The organism is Asinibacterium sp. OR53, assembly GCF_000515315.1.
Classification (GTDB): domain Bacteria; phylum Bacteroidota; class Bacteroidia; order Chitinophagales; family Chitinophagaceae; genus Sediminibacterium.
In genome coordinates, this window is the sequence record NZ_KI911562.1 from 1,228,938 (window position 1) to 1,249,354 (window position 20,417).

Sequence of the window (20,417 nt, forward strand, 5' to 3'; positions counted from 1 at the left end):
ACGGATATTTTTCCACACCAAGAACCACGTTTGTGAATATGATATCTCTTAGTCGTATAGCCAAAACCAGTTTCCTCAGTGCAGTTCTTTTAATGGGCCTTTCTTTAGTGAATCCCGCCTCCGCACAGGATGGTAAGACCGTTTTTAATACCAATTGCGCCTCCTGTCACGCAGTAAATAAAAAACTGACCGGTCCTGCCCTGGCTGGTGTGGAAGATCGCTGGTCCGACAGGAAAAAGATACATGCATGGGTACACAATCCTGCAGGTTTTGCCAAAACCGACGCGTATGCGGCCAACCTGATGAAGGAGTACAGTCCTACTGTAATGACCGGCTTCCCGAACCTGTCTGACAAAGAGATCGACGCCGTACTGGATTATATCAAAACTGTTCCCGCTGCCGGCGCAGCAGGCGCCGCTAACCCGGCTGCCGATGCCAAAACCAGTGAAGGCGATAATAGCCTCCTTTTCGGCGTTCTCACCCTGATCCTGGCCGTTGTAGCCCTGATCTTATTACAGGTGAACTCGAACCTGAAAAAACTGGCCGATAAGCACGAAGGCCACGATACCGCCGAACCCATTCCTTTCTGGAAGAACAAGAGCTATATTGCCATGCTCACCGTGATCCTGTTCGTGATCGGTGGTTATTTTGTGTCGAAAGGCGCGATGGCACTGGGCCGCAGCAAAGATTACCAACCCGAACAACCTATTTTCTACTCGCATAAAGTACACGCAGGCATCAACCAGATCAACTGCCAGTATTGCCATATCGGTGTATACCAGGGCAAACAGGCCACCATTCCTTCGGTGAACATCTGTATGAACTGCCACAAAGCCATCAACGAATACAAAGGCGAAAAGATCTTCAACGAAGCCGGCGACGAAGTGAACGGAACAGCAGAGATCCAGAAATTATACAAATATGCAGGTTATGAGCCCGGCAAACCCTGGGACGAAACCAAAGCCAAACCCATTGAATGGGTGCGCATCCACAACCTGCCCGACCATGTTTATTTCAACCACTCACAGCACGTGAAAGCAGGCCAGGTAGCTTGTCAGACCTGCCACGGTGAGATCACCAAGATGGCCGAAGTGAAGCAGTTTGCCGACCTGAGCATGGGCTGGTGTATCAACTGCCACCGCGAAACACAGGTGCAGTTCAAAGACAACGGATTCTACAGCATTTATGAGAAATACCACCAGGACCTGAAGAGCGGAAAGATCGATAGCGCCAAAGGTATTACCGTAGAGAAGATCGGCGGTACAGAGTGTCAGAAATGTCACTACTAGAACAGTAACAAAAAACACACAAAGAACGAGGCAGGTAAGCCGGTAACGGCGGGCCGCCAACTGTCAACTAATAATTATGGAGCAAAAAAAGCACTGGCAAAGTTTTGGAGAGCTGAATCAGTCTGAAGCTTACAATAAAGACGTAAAAGACGAATTCAGGGAAGAACTGCCGTTTGTTGGCGATGAAAGCAAAAGCTTCCTTGACGCCAAAGCGCCACGCAGGGACTTTTTGAAATACCTGGGATTCAGCACCGCCGCTGCCGCTGTGGCCGCGAGTTGCGAAATGCCTGTAAAGAAAGCCATCCCGTTTGCGAATAAACCGGAAGACATTGTTCCCGGTGTTTCCAATTATTATGCTACCACTTATGTGCAGGATGGAGATGTAGTGAGTGTGCTGGCCAAAGTGCGCGACGGTCGCCCTATCAAGATCGAGGGCAACGAACTGAGTCCCATCACCCAGGGCGGTACTTCTGCCCGTGCACAGGCTTCGGTGCTCGACCTCTATGATACCGCGCGCCTGCGCTTCCCCACCATCGATGGTAAAGAAGTAACTTTTGAAGCGATTGATAAAGCGGTGGCCGCTTCTTTGAACGGTCCCGTAGTAGTACTTACCAGCACCGTGGTTTCTCCTTCCACCAAAGAAGCGATCAACCAGCTGCTGGCCAAATATCCCGGCAGCCGCCACGTTACTTATGATGCGGTTTCTTATTCAGCCCTGTTGCTGGCCAATGAGGCATCTTACGGTGTAAGAGGCATTCCTTCTTACCGCTTCGACAAAGCAAAAGCGATCGTAAGCCTCGATGCCGATTTCCTCGGCACCTGGTTGAGCCCGGTTGAATTTGCCAAACAATATGCTACCGGCAAAAAGATCAACGAGAAAAATCCGGAGATGAGCAAGCACATTCATTTTGAAAGCCTGGCCAGTCTCACCGGTTCCAACGCAGATGAAAAATATTTGCACCGCCCCTCTGAAACAGGTGCGGTAGCAGTAGCCCTGCTCAACGCCGTTAACGGCCAGGGTGCAACAGGCATCAGCGATGCCAAACTGAAAGCAGCTATTGAAAAAGCAGCCAAAGAACTGAACGCCAACAAAGGTGCAGCGCTGGTAGTCAGCGGCAGCAACGATGTGAACGTGCAAACAGTGGTGAACGCCATCAACAATGCGATCAACGCGAATGGTACCACCATCGACTGGTCGGTACTGAACAATACCCGCCAGGGCATCGACGCCGATTTTGTGAAACTGGTGGAAGACATGAATGCAGGTGCGGTAAACACCCTGCTGGTCTACGGCGCCAACCCCGCGTATAGCTGGTTTGATGCAGATAAGTTCAAAGCCGGACTGAAAAAAGTAAAAACGACTATTTCTTTCGCCGGTAAAGTAGATGAGACCGCAGAGCTCTGCAAATTCGTAGCGCCCGATCATCACTATTTGGAAAGCTGGGGCGATGCAGAAGCCAAGACCGGTCATTTCTCACTCATCCAGCCTACTATCTATCCTTTGTTCAAAACACGCCAGTGGCAAGACAGCCTGCTCAAATGGAGCGGCGCTTCTACCGATTACCTGGCTTACCTCAAAAATTACTGGAGCACCAAACTGGGTGGCACTACCGGATGGGATAAAGCACTGCAAGACGGTGTGATCAACCCCACTGGAGAAACAGCTGCTAAAGCTGCCAGCTATAACGGCGCTTCACTGGCCAATGCCGTATCGGCTATCGGTGCTGCTAAAAAAGGTGGAAAGGTAGAGTTGGTATTGTATGAAAAAATAGCCATCGGAGCCGGACAGGGCGCTTCCAACCCCTGGTTACAGGAAATGCCCGACCCCATTACCCGTGCTACCTGGGATAACTACGTGATTGTTTCACCTGCTATGGCCAGGACATTGCTCGACATCGACCTCAACAACGGCGGTCAGGCAGACAGCTACGAAGTGAACCCACCCAAGAAAGTGGTAAAAGTTACTGTTGGCAATAAGAGCATTGAATTACCCACCCTGATCATCCCCGGCACCCACCCCGATACCATCGGTATCGCAGTAGGTTATGGCCGCAGTGAGAAGATCGGTCTGTCTGCTGCCAATGTAGGTAAGAATGCATTCACCCTCGCTTCGCTCAGCAATGGCGTGGTGAACTTCGATAACAACGATGTTACGATCACTGTAACAGGCGAAAAATACCCGGTTGCGCTTACGCAAACACACAGCCGCTACGATACCACACAAGGTAACCGTACCGAAGTGATGAAAGAGCTGACGCTGGCTGAGTACAAAGCACATCCTGCAGAAATACGTGAAGACCGCGATAAAGAATTGCAACCGTTTGGCGGACTGGCCGAATATGAAAAGCAGGGTACCATCTATCCTGTATATGAAAGGCCGGGCATCAAATGGGGCATGAGCGTAGACCTCAACAGTTGTACCGGTTGCGGCGCCTGCGTGGTGGCTTGTACTGCCGAGAACAACGTAGCAGTAGTAGGTAAACCCGAAGTACTGCGCGGACATGAAATGCAGTGGCTGCGTATCGACCGCTACTACAGCGGCGACATGGACAACCCGAATGTGGTGTTCCAGCCGCTGATGTGTCAGCATTGCGATAACGCACCTTGTGAGAACGTTTGTCCGGTAGCCGCTACCAACCACAGCAGCGAAGGTTTGAACCAGATGGCTTATAACCGTTGCGTAGGTACCCGTTATTGCGCCAATAACTGTCCGTTTAAAGTACGCCGTTTCAACTGGGCCGATTATACCGGTGCCGACAGTTTCCCCGATAACCAAAAGGGTATTGTGAACGATGTGGTATTGAACATGAGCGACGACCTCACCCGCATGGTACTGAACCCCGATGTTACAGTACGTTCACGCGGTGTGATCGAAAAATGTTCCTTCTGCGTACAGCGTTTGCAGGAAGCCAAGCTGAAAGCCAAGCGCGAAAGCAGGCCGATGGTAGACAGCGATATCAAAGTGGCTTGTCAGCAGGCTTGTCCTACCAACGCCATCAACTTTGGTAACGCCAACGATAAGCACAGCGCTATTACCAAAGTGCGTATCGACAATCCGAACCGCCAGTTCTATTCGTTGGAGCAGTTGCACGTATTGCCGAACGTAACATACCTGGCCAAAGTGCGGAACAAAGAAGAAGAGAAAGAAGAGAAGAAAGAACACGCTTAATCAAAAAACTTTGCTCCAGGCTTAAGCCTGGAGATAAAAAATAAGATCAGATGCATTTAAAGTATGAATCACAGCTCAGGGAACCGTTAGTGAATGGTGATAAGAACTATCACCAGGTAACGGAAGACATTGTTCGCCCTATTGAAGCCAAACCGCCGAGGTTGTGGTATGTGGGGTTCTTCACTGCTGTTGCCTTACTGATGTTTGGGGTGTACAGTGTTTACCGGGATGTAACCTACGGTATCGGGCAGTGGAACCTGAATAAAACGATCGGTTGGGGCTGGGACATCACCAACTTCGTATGGTGGGTGGGTATCGGTCACGCCGGTACGCTGATCTCTGCGATCCTGTTGCTGTTCCGCCAGGGATGGAGAACAGGGGTGAACCGTGCGGCGGAAGCGATGACCATCTTTGCGGTAATGTGTGCCGGACAGTTCCCTATCTTCCACATGGGTCGTGTGTGGATGGCTTTCTTCGTATTACCTTATCCTAATACACGCGGACCGCTGTGGGTGAACTTCAACTCACCACTGTTGTGGGACGTGTTTGCGATCTCTACATACTTCACTGTATCGTTGTTGTTCTGGTATTCCGGTCTGATCCCCGACTTCGGTACCATCCGCGACCGCGCTTTTACCAAACTGCGCAAACGCTTATACGGTATCGCTTCATTCGGATGGAGCGGTTCTACCAAACACTGGCAGCGTCATGAAAGCTTATCACTGGTACTCGCCGGTTTGAGTACGCCGCTGGTACTTTCAGTACACACCATCGTATCGTTCGACTTCGCCACTTCAGTGATCCCCGGATGGCATACCACCATCTTCCCGCCCTACTTCGTTGCAGGTGCGATCTTCTCTGGTTTTGCGATGACACAAACTTTGTTGCTGGTGGTGCGTAAAGTGTTTGGCCTGCAGGATTACATTACCATGGGGCACATTGAAGCGATGAACAAAGTAATTGTGTTGACGGGTTCCATTGTGGGTGTGGCATACTTAACAGAATTGTTCATGGGCTGGTACAGCCAGAATAAATACGAAGGATATACCTTCTGGTACAGCCGTGCTTACCTGTTCAGTCCTTATGGCTGGAGCTACTGGGGCATGATGGCTTGTAACGTATTGAGTCCGCAGATATTCTGGTTCCGCAAAATGAGAAGGAACCTGTTCGTGACCTTCTTCATGAGTATCATCGTGAACATCGGTATGTGGTTCGAACGTTTCGTGATCATTGTAACCTCACTGTACCGCGACTACCTGCCTTCCAGCTGGTCTGTATACTACAGTCCGACTATTTGGGAGGTTGGCTTCTACGCCGGAACCTTCGGATTGTTCTTCACCTGCTTCTTCTTATTCGCTAAATATTTCCCTGTGATAGCCATTGCCGAGATCAAGTACGTGTTGAAGACAACGGGAGAAAATTATAAGGCGAAGATGACGCCTATAGAAGAACAGAGCCTGGAACATTTTGCGCACGAACAAGCGCATCACTAAGCATAAGAATGTAAACTGAAATACATGGCAAAAAAGAAATTCGTAGTAGGCTGTTTTGATGATGAAGCCGTTCTGTTTCCTGCAGTGAAAAAAGTACGCACCGCAGGTTACAAGATACACGATGTGTACACGCCCTTTGCTGTACATGGCCTGGACCATGCGTTGGGCATCAGGGAAACCAGTCTGCATACCGCCGGTTTTATTTATGGTATCACTGGTACCACCACGGCATTGAGCGGTATCTCCTGGATCCTGGCCAAGGACTGGCCTCTGAACTTCGGCGGTAAACCACACTTTGCTTTGCCGGCCTGGATTCCCATTACGTTCGAGTTGACGGTATTGTTCTCGGCTGTGGGCATGGTGATGACATTCTGCTATCTCTGTCAGATAGCGCCTTTTGTGAAGAAGCACCATTTCCACCCACGCGCTACAGACGATCTGTTTGTGATGGTGATCGAGTGTACCGAGAAGACCAATGTAGACGACCTGCGTTCATTCCTGCACAGCAACGGCGCTGTAGAGACCGATGTACAGGTAGCAGAAACCGGCTGGTGGCTGGGCAGGTACGATAAAGATGAAATGCCTTTTGAAACCAAGCAAGCAGTAGTTGCTTAATTACAATATAGAACGACGATGAATAAATTATCTATCATAGCTGTTTTGTCTGCCGCCACGGTGATTGTAAGCTGTAGCGATGTAAAACGCACACCGGGACATATTTATATGCCCGATATGGCTTATAGCCGCGCGTATGAAACCTATGCAGACCACAGTAACCTGGCAGAAAAGGGTATCAACTTCGACAACAGGCCAGTAGCAGGAACCATTGCACGTGAAGAGGAAATGCCTTTCCCTTATGCCAAAGACCAGGGTACCGATACTACCAACTATGTTGCATCTAAGCAGGTGAAGAGTCCTTTCGATTCGTTATCAACTACCGATGCAAAAGAGGCGGAGCGTTTGTACCAGATCAACTGCGGTATCTGCCATGGCACCAAACTGGATGGTAACGGACCGTTGTATAAAGGAGGTGAAGGACCTTATCCGGCTGCACCCAAGAATTTCATCGGAGACCCGGTGGTTTCAGTGATGCCGGAAGGACAGATGTTCTATTCAGTTTCTTACGGAAAGAACATGATGGGCTCTTATGCTTCACAACTGACTCGCAAACAGCGCTGGATGGTAATCAAATACATTAAGAACAAACAACTGGCGGCTAAAGCTGCAGCTGCTCCGGCAGCCGATGCAACCGCGAAAAAATAACTAATCAGAGGATCAAAATAAAAGATTAACGATGGCATCATCTATCAGAACGCAATTTGAGATTCCCGGAAAAATGAAAACCTGGTCACTGTCGCTCATCGGCATTGGGTTGGTTGCATTGGTGATCGGACTGGCTACCAAAGGTTTGAGCAGCGATGAACACGAGCAGGCGCATTTCTGGGGTACATTGATGTACAACACCATCTTCTGGACCATGATCTGCAATGCGAGCATGTTCTTTATCTGTGCTACCACATTGGCCATGGGCGGATGGGAGCAAACCTTCCGTCGCGTATGTGAGGCGATCTCTGCGATGGTGCCTATTTTCGGATCCATCACTTTCGTGGTATTGCTCTATGTTGTGTTGGGTAACAAACACCATATCTATCACTGGCTCGACAGCGATGCCGTTGCCAATGATCCTTTATTGAAAGGAAAATCAGGTTTCCTGAATCCTAAGTTTTTCATCATCTGGACCACCCTCACCCTGGGCTTCTGGAGCCTGCTGGGCTGGAGGATGCGCCAGTTGGGTAATGAGGCGGATGAACCCATGAATGCAGAACAGGGTGCCAGCTTCATCTGGAGAGGTACCATCCGTGCTGCGTTGTTCATCGTTTGGTTCGCCCTCACTGTAGGTTCTACCGTTCCCTGGTTGTGGATGATGAGTCTTGATGCACACTGGTATTCTACCATGTACAGCTGGTATACTTTCGCCAGTTCATTTGTATCGGGCCTGTCATTGATTGCACTGTGGGTGATCTACCTTAAAAACAAAGGTTACCTGGAGCTTACCAACCAGGAGCACCTGCAGGATATTGGTAAATTCATGTTTGCATTCTCTATCTTCTGGACCTACCTCTGGTTTGCACAGTATATGTTGATATGGTATGCAAACATCCCTGAAGAGACTGTTTACTTCAAACACCGTGTGCAGGGCGCTTACAAAGGTATTTTCTTCCTGAACCTGATCATCAATTTCGTGTGTCCGATATTGATACTGATGAAGCGTTCTGCAAAAAGAAATTATACGTTGATGACTTTCATGGCGGTATTGATCCTGTTCGGACACTGGATCGATTTTTACCAGATGGTAATGGGCAGTGTGTCTAAGGATCATGTAACCCTGGGTTGGCTGGATTTTGGTATCCTGAGTTTGTTTGTGGGCATGATGATATATTTTGTAGGGAAGTCACTGGCCAGCAAGCCGCTGGTGCAGAAACACCATCCCTTCATCAAAGAGAGTGTTATTCACGTGGTATAAACCGTATAGAAGCTTATTTGTTAGAATTAAGAAAATATTGATAGCGTTATGACAATGTTTTTAACCATAGCTGTGATCGTGCTGATTTTTGTTGTGATCTTCCAGATTGCCAAAGCCAGCGAATATGTAGCAGTATTGAAAGGTGCGGAAACCAGCCGCAAGCAGAACAACAAGATCAATGGCTTTCTCATGCTCGTCTTCCTGGTGCTGGGCCTCATAGGTGTGTGGTTCTGCAACAAGGAATTGTATGGTAAAACCTTACTGCCGCATGGCTCTGCCAGCGTTGAAGGGGAGCGTGTAGACTCTATGTTATGGGTTACATTGGCTTTAACCGGATTGGTATTCATCATTACCCAGGTACTACTTTTCGGGTTTGCATATAAATACCAGGAAAAAGAAAACCGTAAAGCGCATTTCTTCCCGCATAGCAATACCCTGGAGTTGATCTGGACCATCATCCCGGCCGTAACACTCACCATATTGGTGGTGATTGGCCTTCGTAACTGGTTCTTATTCACCGGAGAACCTCCTAAAAATGCCATGGTAGTGGAAGTAACCGGCCGCCAGTTCAACTGGATGTACCGTTATCCCGGAAAAGACGGCACTTTTGGTAAAAAATATTTCAGGAACATCGACGATGCGAACAATAACCCCCTTGGGTTGTTATGGGATGATGCAATGGGTCACGACGATGTGGTTGCGCAGACTATGTATCTCGTAAAAGGAAGACCGGTTAAATTGATCATAGGTTCAAGGGATGTAGTACACGATGTAGGTCTGCCCCAGTTCAGGATGAAAATGGATGCGGTACCCGGTACACCTACTACACTTTGGTTTACCCCCAAGTACACCACCAAAGAAATGCGTGAAATTACCGGCAACCCCAATTTCGTTTACGAGCTCAGTTGCGACCAGATGTGCGGTAATGGACATTACTCCATGAAAGGCTCCATAGAAGTGGTAGACCAGGAAGAGTTCGATGTGTGGATGGCTAAACAAAAATCAGCTTACCTGACCGCTTTCCCTGACAAAGACCCGGCCAATGCCAAACCGGCCGCAGACAGCACCAAAACAGCTGCTGCAAAAACAGAGGCAACTGCTGTGAAGAGCACAGCAAAGATGTAAAAACAGAAGTTAGAACTTAAAGAATATTTGTATGAGTAACGAAGCAGTAGTGCATGCACATCCGGGACTGGCGCATGAGGTTCATGGCGATCATCACGAGCATCATCATCATGAGACTTTCATCACCAAATATGTGTTCAGCCAGGATCATAAAATGATCGCGAAGCAGTTCCTGATCACCGGTATGGTTTGGGCTGTATTGGGTGGTTTGATGAGTGTGTTATTCCGTTTGCAACTGGGTTATCCCGATGCCACTTTCCCCTGGCTGGAAGATATCCTGGGTAAATGGGCCAAAGGCGGACGTATTTCTGACTCTGCATACTATGCACTGGTTACCACGCACGGTACCGTACTGGTGTTCTTTGTATTGACAGCAGGCTTGAGCGGAACCTTTGCCAACTTCCTCATTCCCCTGCAAGTAGGAGCTAGAGACATGGCTTCTCCTTTCATGAACATGCTCAGCTACTGGTTCTTCTTCATCGCCAGTGTGGTGATGTTGTCTTCCTTGTTTGTTGAAACAGGTCCTTTCAGCGGTGGCTGGACAGCTTATCCTCCGTTGAGCGCACTGGGGTCGGCTTCTCCCGGTTCTAAAACGGGTATGGATCTATGGTTGATAGCCATGGCACTCTTCGTGGTATCGTCGCTGCTTGGTGGTTTGAACTATATCGCTACCATCCTGAACATGCGTACCAAAGGCATGAGCATGACCCGTTTGCCGTTGACCATCTGGGCCCTGTTCTTCACTGCCGTACTGGGTGTGTTGTCATTCCCTGTATTGTTATCAGGTTTCATCCTGCTGATATTCGACCGTAACTTCGGAACGAGCTTCTATTTGTCAGATATCTTCGTCAGTGGTGTGGGTGCATTGCCTAATGAAGGCGGTAGCGCCATCCTGTACCAGCACTTGTTCTGGTTCCTGGGACACCCCGAAGTATATATCATCCTGCTGCCCGCGATGGGTATGGCATCAGAGATCATTGCCATCAATTCACGCAAACCCATCTTCGGTTATATGGCCATGGTGGGATCGCTGTTCGCCATTGCTATCCTGGCCTTCCTGGTATGGGCGCACCACATGTTCGTAACGGGATTGAACCCTTTCCTCGGATCGGTATTCGTATTGCTTACCTTGTTGATCGCGGTTCCTTCGGCCATCAAAGTATTTAACTGGCTCACTACACTGTGGCGCGGTAATATCCGCTTCACACCCGGTATGATGTTCGCTATCGGCTTTGTAAGCCTGTTCATCTCCGGTGGATTAACCGGTATCTGGCTGGGTAACTCAGCACTGGATATCCACCTGCACGATACGTATTTTGTGATCGCTCACTTCCATATTGTAATGGGTGTGGCTTCCATGTTCGGTATGTTTGCCGGTGTATACCATTGGTACCCCAAAATGTACGGACGTTACCTGAACAATACACTGGGTTATATCCACTTCTGGGTAACCATCGCCGGTGCTTACATGATTTTCTGGCCCATGCACTACCAGGGTCTGGCCGGTATGCCACGTCGTTACTACGACTACAGCAACTGGGAAAGCTTTAAACAATTCGTGGAACTGAACAGGTTCATCAGCACCGTGGCGATGATCGTATTCGCTGTGCAACTCCTGTTCCTGTTCAACTTCTTCTATTCTATTTTCAAAGGCAGAAAAGTGACTACACAGAACCCTTGGGGTGCTACCACACTCGAGTGGACAGCTCCTATCCGTCCTGGTCATGGTAACTGGACCGGCGAAATACCTGAAGTACACCGTTGGGCTTATGACTATGGTAAGGATGGAAAAGATTTCATTCCGCAAACCACCCCGATAGGATCTGACGAAAGCGAACACCACTGATGATATGGTTGCAACAGACGCATCAACACCTGCTCCTTTCTCCCTGTCTGCCAGGTTGAAAGATTACATGCAGCTGACCAAGTTCACACTGAGCTTGACAGTCGTGTTCTCCTGCGTTGTTTGCTACCTGCTGGCACCCAAAGTGGTGGAATACAACTGGTGGATGATATTGCTGCTTTTCATAGCCGGCATGCTCATCACCGGCAGTGCCAATGCCATTAACCAGGCCGTTGAAAAAGATACCGATGCAGTAATGAAGAGAACTGCCAAACGCCCTGTGGCCAGCGGCCGCATGTCGCAGCAGGAAGCCTATATTTTTGCGCTCATCGCAGGAGCACTGGGTGTGTTGATGATGTGGTATTTTTTCAACTTCTCTTCTGCCCTGTTATCTGCCTCCAGTTTATTCCTCTATGCATATATCTATACGCCGCTGAAAAAGATCAACTCCATTGCCGTGCTGATAGGAGCTTTTCCGGGCGCACTGCCCTGCCTGATCGGCTGGGTGGCGGGCAACGATGATTTCAGTGCAGGAGGATGGGCCTTGTTTGGCATACAGTTCCTCTGGCAATTCCCGCATTTCTGGGCCATTGCCTGGGTAGCGCATACCGATTACAGCAAGGCGGGGTTCAAACTGCTGCCTTCCGATAAAGGCCCAACGAGGTTCACCGCCATGCAAACAGTGATGTATGCCGTGCTGATGATACCCGTAGGCATATTACCTTATTATTTTGGCATAGCAGGAAAGACCAGTATGTGGATTGTACTTGTATGTAACCTGTTCATGGTGGTACAATGCCTGCGACTGTATAAGGGAATGGACGTGAAATCTGCCAGGCGCGTGATGTTCAGCAGTTATATCTACCTGCCGGTGGTACTGCTGGCGTTACTGGCGAATAAATTGTAAAGAGCGATAAAATAAATGTGATGATGATGACAGCGATACAACAACCCAATAGGCCGCAAAGGTTGCACCCGCACAAGTTTACTTTGTGGGTGGCCATTGGTAGTATTGTGATGATGTTTGCAGGGCTCACGAGTGCTTATATCGTGAAAAAGAACCAGAGCAACTGGCTCGAATTCCAGTTACCGGTTATATTCCGTTATTCCACTGCCGTGATCCTGTTAAGCAGCCTTTCTATGCACCTGGCGCTCAAAGCCTTCAAAGCAAGGGAAATGGGGCGTTACCGTATGCTCATCAGCACCACGGCCCTGCTGGGACTCCTGTTCATCACCTTGCAGTACCTGGGCTTCCGCAACCTGGAAGCACAGCATATTGCGCTGGTAGGGGAAAAAAGCAATTCATCTGCTTCTTTTCTCTTTGTGATCACCAGTTTGCACATGGTGCACGTACTGGGTGGAGTAATAGCCCTGCTGGTGATCTTTGCAAGGGCTTTCAGCACACGCATCAAGCAATACAACAGTATGCCGCTGGAAATAGCCGGCACTTACTGGCACTTTGTGGATGCGCTTTGGATATACTTGTTTGTTTTTTATAACTGGATCGGGTAGATCCCAAAAAAGTTGCGGTTTCTGCAGCTTTTTTAAACCGTACCCAATATTTTTGTAACGAAATTTTCAGTGTAATCATGTCAAGTACAACAACTGCAACAGCATCCAAAATGTGGGGCGGAGGGAAGAGTCCCTTCAACGTAGAGTATGGAAAATTGATGATGTGGTATTTTTTAATGAGCGATGCCTTCACATTTGGTGCATTCCTGATCTCTTATGGTACCATCCGTTTTTCTACCAACGGCTGGCCTGACCCCAACGAAGTGTTCAGAAGCTACCCCTTCGCTCCCGAAGGAGTGCATGCGCCGCTGGTGTTTGTGAGTATCATGACATTCATTTTGATCATCAGTTCGGTTACCATGGTACTGGCTGTGAAAGCCGGGCATGAAATGGATAAGAAAGGAGTGGTGAGAAACCTGATCCTGACCATCCTGGGCGGACTGGCCTTCCTGAGCTGCCAGGCATGGGAGTGGAACCACCTGTTTCATGAAGGTGCCTGGTGGGGACGCAATCCTTTCATCAACCATGATGGTACCGCTTCTTCTACCAACTTTACCAATTTCTTCTTTACCATTACCGGGTTCCATGGATTCCACGTGTTTTCAGGTGTGATCATCAACATTGTGATGCTGACCATGACCCTGATGGATAAATTTGAAAAGCGCGGGCATTACCTGATGATTGAAAAAGCCGGGTTGTACTGGCACTTTGTAGACCTGGTATGGGTATTCGTATTCACTTGCTTTTACCTGATCTAACAACAAACAACTAAAAACATTCTTCACACCGATTAAGATATTATTATGGCACATTCAGAAGAGCACAGCGGAGGAAGCACCAAAGAGATTTTAAGGGTAACGCTGATCCTTACGGTTTTAACCATCATTGAACTGGCCCTTGGTTTCTGGATGATGGGCATGCCGCTGGAAAGCACATCAAGGCTGGCTACTAAAATAACCATCATTGTGCTGATGCTGGCAAAAGCTTTTTATATCGTAGGTTATTTCATGCACCTGAAACACGAGATCAGGAACATGATCATGACCATTGTGGTGCCTTTGGCCCTGTTTATATGGTTTATCACCGCCTTCCTTTACGACGGTAATTCATTCCGTCACCTGCGTAATACGTACGACCCCCATTTCAAAGAGCAGGCTACCATTAAAGTAGAGAAGAAGGAAGGAGAGCATGCTGCGGAAGGCAAAGAAGCCAGGCCAGCCGAAGAGAAAGGCGCTGCAGTGGAACAACCAAAACATTGATGGAAGCATCATCATACTGAATTGACAAGAACCACCGGCGCTATGGCGGTGGTTCTTTTGTAAATGAGCTGACATGAATAGAAAAGCGCTGTTGGGTTTATGTGTAGCGGTATTGTTGCCGGTATTTTGTTACCTGGTATTGAGATACGCCAGCGAGCGAGCGGTTGACATGCCCCGCCGTTATTTGCTCGATACTGTCATAACACGAATAGAAAAAGGGAAAGAGGTTAATGACAGCATCTGGCACAGATCAAAAAACATCCGCCTGGTTAACCAGCTTGGTGATACGGTTAGTCTATACGACAATCCCGGTAAGATCATCGTAGCCGATTTTTTCTTCACCAGTTGCAGAAGTATTTGTCCCATATTAACGCATAATATGGCCAGGTTGCAGCAGTCGTTCATCAAGGGCGGCGATGTGCGCAACAAGATCGATACTTCCATTGTTCAATTCCTTTCATTTACTGTTGATCCCGATCGCGATTCTGTTCCGGTGCTGAAAAAATATGCCGATCATTTTGGTGTGCAGCACGATAACTGGTGGATGCTTACCGGCAGCAGGGATTCGATCTATCGGTTTGCATTCGAGGAATTGAAAGTAGACAAGTTCAGCGAGGAGCCGGTATCACCCGATTTTGTGCATACCAGCCGCTATGTGTTGCTCGATAAAGACCGTGTGGTGCGGGGATATTACAACGGACTCGATTCGGTATCGATAGGTAAGCTGGCGAGAGATATAGGATTGCTGATGCTTGAGAAAGATGCACGGCAACCCAGTACGGTATTCAGGGAGATCATTGATCTGGGATGGTTATGGTTGTTGGCGGCGTTGATGATCACTTTCTTTATCTTGTATCTCAGGAAGAAGAGAAAAGGGAACGATTAACTAAACTAATACATACTATGCTGGAACCTGTTATTGTTAAGAACGATAAGAAGGCCCGATGGCTCATTGCTATTTTCTCATTCGTGGTATTCAGTGCAGTGGTGATCATGGGCAGGGTAAAGCTGAATGTGCACCCAGGATTTAACGTGCATATTTTTGCCGCGATCAATGCTGCGATCAATAGCGTTGTGGCCTTGTTGCTGGTAGCGGCCCTGATAGCCGTAAAAAATAAAAAATACCTGCTGCACAAAAGGATCATGCTAACGGCCCTGGCCTTATCGGTGATTTTCCTGGTTTCTTATATAACGCATCACTTACTGGCCGGGGAAGCCAGGTTCGGCGATATCAACCATGACGGCATATTGAGTGATGAAGAGAAAGAAGCGGTGGGCATCAAATTACGCCTGATCTATTACCTGATCCTTTCTACGCATATTTTCCTGGCCGCCATTATACTGCCCTTTATTTTATTTACAGCTTACAGGGGATTGACGGCGGAGTTTTCACTGCACAAAGACATTGCAAGGGTTACCTGGCCTATGTGGCTGTATGTTGCTATCACGGGGCCTGTGGTATATTGGATGATCAGTCCGTATTACCGGTAAAGATCAGAGCGCCAGTTCAACAGCGGGATCCCAGAATTTTTTTCCAAAGTCAACGATGGTATCATCCTTGACTTTTGTTTTTTCTTTGGCGAGTAATTCTTCCATTAAAGTAGGTGTGGCGAATGCGGCTTTGCCGCTGAGCATGCCATTGCGGTTCACTACACGATGGGCCGGCACTTTGGGCTTAACAGCGCCTGCTCCGTTCATAGCCCATCCTACCATGCGTGCACTCATGCGGGTGCCCAGGTAAGCGGCGATGGCGCCATAAGAAGTGACCCTGCCCCTGGGGATTTGCCTGACCACTTCATATACCTGTTCAAAAAAAGAAATGTCCTTGCCGCCGCTGGGTAAGACTGTTTTCAATTTGTCTGCACTTTTCTTAGCCATACAACAATTTAATGATAATTATGTACTGACCGTCATCCCGAGGTCGTCACCCTGAGCGAGCGAAGCGAGTCGAAGGGCGCAGCCGAGGGATCTGCTCAAGTATTCGGCGGCTCCTTCGACTCGCTTCGCTCGCCCAGGATGACGGTCCGTCTTGGCTCAGGTACGGCTTCATAATTGTAAGGGCAGTGCCTGCAGCCATTGCCACAGCAATAACCTTTCTCTAAATGGTATTTTTCTGTCAGTACCATATAGGGGCCTTCGTAGTAGAAGTCAACGCCTTCAATCAGTTGCTTGCTCACCGATGAGTTGTTTTAATGCTTCGTCTTTCTCAACCGGCAGTTCTTTATTCAGGCGGAAACAGAGGTAGTGAATGCGGTTGCTTTGTGCGATATCCAATCCTTCGTAATGCGTTTTTATTTGCAGCTCTTGTTTAATGTCTGTGTTGGCATAAACATCGCCGGACTGGTCAATAACCTCGAGGCCAAATAAGTTAATCACTGTTAGGGTGAATTCATACAGGTCGGGACTATCGGTTTTGAGGTGAACCAGTCCGTTGGATTGCAGAAACCGTTGATAAAGCCGCAGGAACCTGGGATGGGTAAGTCTTTTTTTGGCACGGGAAGTACGGAGTTGGGGGTCGGGGAAAGTGATCCATATTTCGGCCACTTCGCCGGGCTGGAAATAGTCGGTCACCTTATCGATCTGCGAACGCAGGAACGCCACATTATTCAACCCTTCATCCAATGCCGTTTTGGCCCCCCGCCAGATGCGGTTGCCTTTGATATCGATGCCAATAAAGTTGCGGCTGGGGTAGAGACGGCCCAGTCCTACTGCGTATTCCCCCTTACCACAAGCAAGCTCCAGTGTAATAGGGTGTTCATTCTTAAAGAACTGTTTCCATTGACCAGGCATATCCTTTGGATATTCCAGCACATTGTCAAAATGCCTGATAGCTTCGAAACGGATCAACTTTTTTTGTCCCATGAGGCTGCAAAATTAAATAGTTTGCGCCTCTTACTGGTGGAATCCTAAAAGCAGAACAAAAAAGCTTTGTTTTTTGATATAAATTAAACATTAAGCTTTTTTAACAGTCTATCATTTAAACCCTACCTAAGCAATGAGCATTTCAATCCTGTATATTGACCCGGGATCGGGCAGTTTACTATTTCAAATACTCGTATCCGGACTTCTTACCGTAATGGTATTTTTCAAAAAAGGTGTCCATTTTCTGAAAACGATTTTCTCTTTGAAAAAAGCGCGTCCTGCACTTAAAGAGGAAGAAGAGGGCGGGTAATGCAGCAGGCTATTTCATACCGTGATAAGCATGGTTTTGTAAGAATTGCAGACGATTGCACTGTGTTCCGCTTTGTAACGTATTCATACGCAAAGGAATACGATCTACTGATGCAATCGGGTTTGTACAAAGAACTGGTAACCAGGGGGTGGATGATTGCCCACAAGGAATCTACCATGACCCCGGAGCAGATGCCGCACTATTACAAGATATTGGAACCGGAATGGATTCCTGTGATCAGCTATCCATCGGAATGGTCGGTAAGCCAGTGGAAAGATGTTATAGTGCGTTTTTTATCCATCAACCTGCTTGCCATCAGGCATGGCATGATACTGAAGGATGCCACTCCTTACAATTTCACTTTCCACGACGGGAAATGCCTGCTTTTCGACACTACTTCTTTTGCGATATATGAAGATGGTCAGCCCTGGATGGCCTACCGCCAGTTTTGCGAGCTCATGTTGGGGCCTTTTGCACTGATGTGTTTCAGTGATAAGCATTGGGGCAGGTTGCTGAATGCTTTTATAGACGGCTGGGATTTGCCTTTTGTAAGCCGGAACCTTCCCGTCAAAACCTGGCTGAATCCCACTTTGCTCATACATATTCATTTGCATGCCAGGTATAAAAGGAAAGGAGTTGTACAGGCAGGTACTACCAGCGGTTTCAACAGGCAGAAGCTGGAACTGTGGTGGCAAATGCTTCAACGGGCCATACAGCGATGGCAGCCTCGTAAGTATCGCCGCCAACAATGGTTGCATTATTATGATGAGGATATATTATCGACAGACTATATCAACGATAAAACCAATAAGGTGACTGAATGGATCAGCGCGGGTTCTTCGAACTGTGTGATCGATGCAGGAGCCAACAACGGTTATTTTTCATTGATCGCCGCCCGGTATGCAAAAAAAGTGATGGCCATTGAAATGGATCATGACTGCGTTGATCAATTGTATGGGCAAATCAAAGAACAGCAAATCAACAACCTTACTGCCATCATTGCCGATCTTACCCAGCCTACACCGGGAACCGGTTGGAAGAACGAAGAGAAGATAGCGTTGATAAAAAGGGTGGAGCAAAAAGCTGATATGATACTGGGACTCGCACTGGTACATCATTTATGTATCTCAAAAAATATTCCCCTGGCTTTTGTGGCAAAACTTTTTGCAGACATTACCACCAAACATGCGATCGTGGAATTTATTCCGAAAACGGATGAAAAAGTACAGGCCATGCTTCGCAACCGGGAAGATATTTTTGATGATTATACGGAAGCCAATTTCATTGCTTCTTTCAGCACTTATTTTACTATGCAGGATCAGCATAGCTGCAACGCTTCTCAAAGGAAACTGTTCTTATGGACCAGAAAATAGAGAACTTTTTCCGCAGGCAATGGTATCCGTATTTATACGGACTGGCCTTTTTACTGTTCAAAACGGTTCGTTATACGCCTTCTTTTTCATGGCCAGTTGCCATCAACCTGTATGTCCTTTACATTGCCATTACATGGCTCTTGCTCGAAACGTTTAAAAAAGCAGCAACAGTTGCGTATGCAGGAATATTTGTGATCATTTGCTGGGCTTCTTTACTGCATGTAGTAGGAATAGCACAGTTGCTTGGGTTTGAATATGCCTATATACCCGCCAATTTTTATTATGCTTTCTATGTGTTCGTTTTGTGCTGTTTAATAGCGGCCCGGTACCTACTCAGGAAATGTAAAAAAGACTATGCGCCTTACCTGAATTCATTATTGAATACTTTTTTGCTGATCATCTGCCTGGTGTTTGCAGTGAATGGCTCGGTAACAGTGGAACAAGGGAAGAAAGATATCGTCAAAACAGAATCGGCTGCCATTGATATTCCCGCCAGTGAAACGAAAAGAGATATTGTATGGATATTGATGGATGAATACGGATCTTCCGAAGTATTGCAAAAAGTATTTGCGTTCAGGAATCCATTCGATACCATTTTGCAGCAGCATGATTTTTGTTTGCTTCCTTCTATTCAAACAAGGTTTCCCAATACGCTGCTTTCTCTGAATGCGCTTTTCAATGAAGACGACAGCATACGACCTACGAACTTTTATGCAGGGATTGATGCATTGAAGAAAGCAAGCTGGATACAACGGATCGAAAGAGATGGATACCGGTTCGTGAATCTCAGCTCGTTCGACATAGGCGGTGAAAATAAACTGGAAGACAGAAGCGGCTATCCTGGTACCTACCTGGATCAATTGATCTCGGGAACCCTCTTTGGCATGATGATCGAGAAAGCAAAATTCACCGCTGCCAAATGCGATGCATACAATCACCGGTTATATGAAAAATTAAAGGCAACGCTTTTGGAGCAATCTCCATACCCGCGTTTTATTTGGGCGCATCTCGCCATTCCGCATGAGCCATTCTCCAGGGACCGTGCAGGCAGTCTGGTGTCTTTGTCAACCTACACTGGCAGGGACAGTGTGCCGATCAAAAAATATTATACCGGTTACCTGGAATATGGCAATCACTTGCTGCAACAATTACTGGATACACAACAAACATGGAAGGATAAAATTGTGATCATTACGGGCGATCATGGTCCCCGCTATTCTTTTATTAAAGAGCCGGGAGCTTCCAGCCACCCCTATGCCGCCGTGTACATCCCAGAAAAATATGATACGGCCGCGCTGCAACAGCTTCGTTATATTTCAAACCTGCCTTCGTTCCTGCAGCAACACGGTTTACCTTGAACCGCAATAAGGTGCAATAAAAAAGCCGCAAGACATTGATAAACAGTATACTTGCAGCTTTCATAGGCTGTAGGGGGAGAATGTCCATGTCTTACCAAAGGCTTACGCTTTTTAATACAACTGCTTGAAAAGCAGGTACTTTAAGACTGATATATGTTCACAGATGTTAGCGAGTGTAAACAGTTGTAGACCTTCTTTTTGCCCCAATTTTTCTGAACTTTCTACTGTCAATATCAATTCGCCTACGACCGCTCTTTCAAGATTCTCCTACAAAAAAGATTCGTAAAGCCGCTTTGACGC

20 protein-coding genes are annotated in these 20,417 nt (G+C 47.6%); 17 read left to right on the forward strand and 3 right to left on the reverse strand.

Features of this window, described 5'->3' with window-relative positions; translation table 11 throughout:
- Positions 1–38 precede the first annotated feature (38 nt).
- From SEDOR53_RS0105545 to SEDOR53_RS0105610, 14 genes are all read left to right on the forward strand, one after another.
- On the forward strand, positions 39–1,289 hold the full coding sequence (locus SEDOR53_RS0105545) for a c-type cytochrome (protein WP_037360632.1): 1,251 nt from the start codon (positions 39–41) through the stop codon (positions 1,287–1,289).
- 76 nt (positions 1,290–1,365) lie between these two features.
- On the forward strand, positions 1,366–4,458 hold the full coding sequence (locus SEDOR53_RS17225) for a TAT-variant-translocated molybdopterin oxidoreductase (protein WP_037360635.1): 3,093 nt from the start codon (positions 1,366–1,368) through the stop codon (positions 4,456–4,458).
- A gap of 50 nt (positions 4,459–4,508) precedes the next feature.
- Complete coding sequence (gene nrfD / locus SEDOR53_RS0105555; RefSeq protein WP_026768828.1) at positions 4,509–5,951, forward strand: NrfD/PsrC family molybdoenzyme membrane anchor subunit; 1,443 nt, start codon at positions 4,509–4,511, stop codon at positions 5,949–5,951.
- Positions 5,952–5,975: 24 nt separating this feature from the next.
- Complete coding sequence (locus SEDOR53_RS0105560) at positions 5,976–6,566, forward strand: DUF3341 domain-containing protein (RefSeq protein WP_026768829.1); 591 nt, start codon at positions 5,976–5,978, stop codon at positions 6,564–6,566.
- Between the two features lie 18 nt (positions 6,567–6,584).
- Positions 6,585–7,214, forward strand: a complete 630-nt coding sequence (locus SEDOR53_RS0105565; protein WP_026768830.1) for a cytochrome c — start codon at positions 6,585–6,587, stop codon at positions 7,212–7,214.
- A gap of 31 nt (positions 7,215–7,245) precedes the next feature.
- The gene (locus tag SEDOR53_RS0105570) at positions 7,246–8,475 is read left to right on the forward strand and encodes a hypothetical protein (protein ID WP_037327264.1); all 1,230 of its coding nucleotides are present in this window, start codon (positions 7,246–7,248) and stop codon (positions 8,473–8,475) included.
- 48 nt (positions 8,476–8,523) lie between these two features.
- Complete coding sequence (locus SEDOR53_RS0105575) at positions 8,524–9,600, forward strand: cytochrome c oxidase subunit II (RefSeq protein ID WP_026768832.1); 1,077 nt, start codon at positions 8,524–8,526, stop codon at positions 9,598–9,600.
- Between the two features lie 31 nt (positions 9,601–9,631).
- Entirely contained in the window at positions 9,632–11,446 is a 1,815-nt protein-coding gene (locus SEDOR53_RS0105580; protein ID WP_026768833.1) for a cbb3-type cytochrome c oxidase subunit I, read from the forward strand.
- A 4-nt stretch (positions 11,447–11,450) separates the two neighbouring features.
- Positions 11,451–12,350, forward strand: coding sequence for a heme o synthase (gene cyoE, locus SEDOR53_RS0105585; RefSeq protein WP_026768834.1), 900 nt, complete (start codon positions 11,451–11,453; stop codon positions 12,348–12,350).
- 20 nt (positions 12,351–12,370) lie between these two features.
- The gene (locus tag SEDOR53_RS0105590) at positions 12,371–12,955 is read left to right on the forward strand and encodes a cytochrome c oxidase subunit 3 (RefSeq protein WP_037360638.1); all 585 of its coding nucleotides are present in this window, start codon (positions 12,371–12,373) and stop codon (positions 12,953–12,955) included.
- Between the two features lie 77 nt (positions 12,956–13,032).
- Positions 13,033–13,713, forward strand: a complete 681-nt coding sequence (locus tag SEDOR53_RS0105595; protein WP_026768836.1) for a cytochrome c oxidase subunit 3 — start codon at positions 13,033–13,035, stop codon at positions 13,711–13,713.
- 45 nt (positions 13,714–13,758) lie between these two features.
- On the forward strand, positions 13,759–14,214 hold the full coding sequence (locus SEDOR53_RS17230) for a cytochrome C oxidase subunit IV family protein (RefSeq protein WP_051416508.1): 456 nt from the start codon (positions 13,759–13,761) through the stop codon (positions 14,212–14,214).
- Positions 14,215–14,287: 73 nt separating this feature from the next.
- Entirely contained in the window at positions 14,288–15,100 is an 813-nt protein-coding gene (locus SEDOR53_RS0105605; RefSeq protein WP_026768837.1) for an SCO family protein, read from the forward strand.
- Positions 15,101–15,117: 17 nt separating this feature from the next.
- Positions 15,118–15,705 carry a DUF420 domain-containing protein gene (locus tag SEDOR53_RS0105610; protein ID WP_026768838.1) on the forward strand — a complete coding sequence of 196 codons (588 nt, stop codon included), beginning with the start codon at positions 15,118–15,120 and terminating at the stop codon, positions 15,703–15,705.
- Between the two features lie 3 nt (positions 15,706–15,708).
- Here SEDOR53_RS0105610 and SEDOR53_RS0105615 read toward each other — a convergent pair whose 3' ends face one another.
- From SEDOR53_RS0105615 to trmB, 3 genes are all read right to left on the reverse strand, one after another.
- Entirely contained in the window at positions 15,709–16,092 is a 384-nt protein-coding gene (locus SEDOR53_RS0105615; RefSeq protein WP_051416509.1) for an MGMT family protein, read from the reverse strand.
- A gap of 95 nt (positions 16,093–16,187) precedes the next feature.
- Entirely contained in the window at positions 16,188–16,340 is a 153-nt protein-coding gene (locus tag SEDOR53_RS19220) for a DUF5522 domain-containing protein (RefSeq protein ID WP_232214805.1), read from the reverse strand.
- Between the two features lie 31 nt (positions 16,341–16,371).
- Positions 16,372–17,076: a tRNA (guanosine(46)-N7)-methyltransferase TrmB gene (trmB, locus tag SEDOR53_RS0105620; protein WP_026768840.1), complete on the reverse strand. Its 705-nt coding sequence runs from the start codon at positions 17,074–17,076 to the stop codon at positions 16,372–16,374.
- 133 nt (positions 17,077–17,209) lie between these two features.
- Between trmB and SEDOR53_RS19035 the strand changes: the two genes are divergently transcribed.
- Genes SEDOR53_RS19035 through SEDOR53_RS0105635 form a run of 3 tightly spaced genes read left to right on the forward strand, consistent with a single transcriptional unit; the run spans position 17,210 to position 20,117 of the window.
- Positions 17,210–17,386: a hypothetical protein gene (locus SEDOR53_RS19035; protein ID WP_157576715.1), complete on the forward strand. Its 177-nt coding sequence runs from the start codon at positions 17,210–17,212 to the stop codon at positions 17,384–17,386.
- Entirely contained in the window at positions 17,386–18,759 is a 1,374-nt protein-coding gene (locus SEDOR53_RS0105630; RefSeq protein WP_026768841.1) for a hypothetical protein, read from the forward strand. Before SEDOR53_RS19035 ends, SEDOR53_RS0105630 begins: the two co-directional genes overlap by 1 nt.
- Positions 18,744–20,117 (forward strand): sulfatase-like hydrolase/transferase, encoded by a 1,374-nt coding sequence (locus SEDOR53_RS0105635; protein WP_026768842.1) that lies wholly within the window; start codon positions 18,744–18,746, stop codon positions 20,115–20,117. The genes SEDOR53_RS0105630 and SEDOR53_RS0105635 overlap by 16 nt, the downstream gene beginning before the upstream one ends.
- The last annotated feature ends 300 nt before the right edge of the window (positions 20,118–20,417 follow it).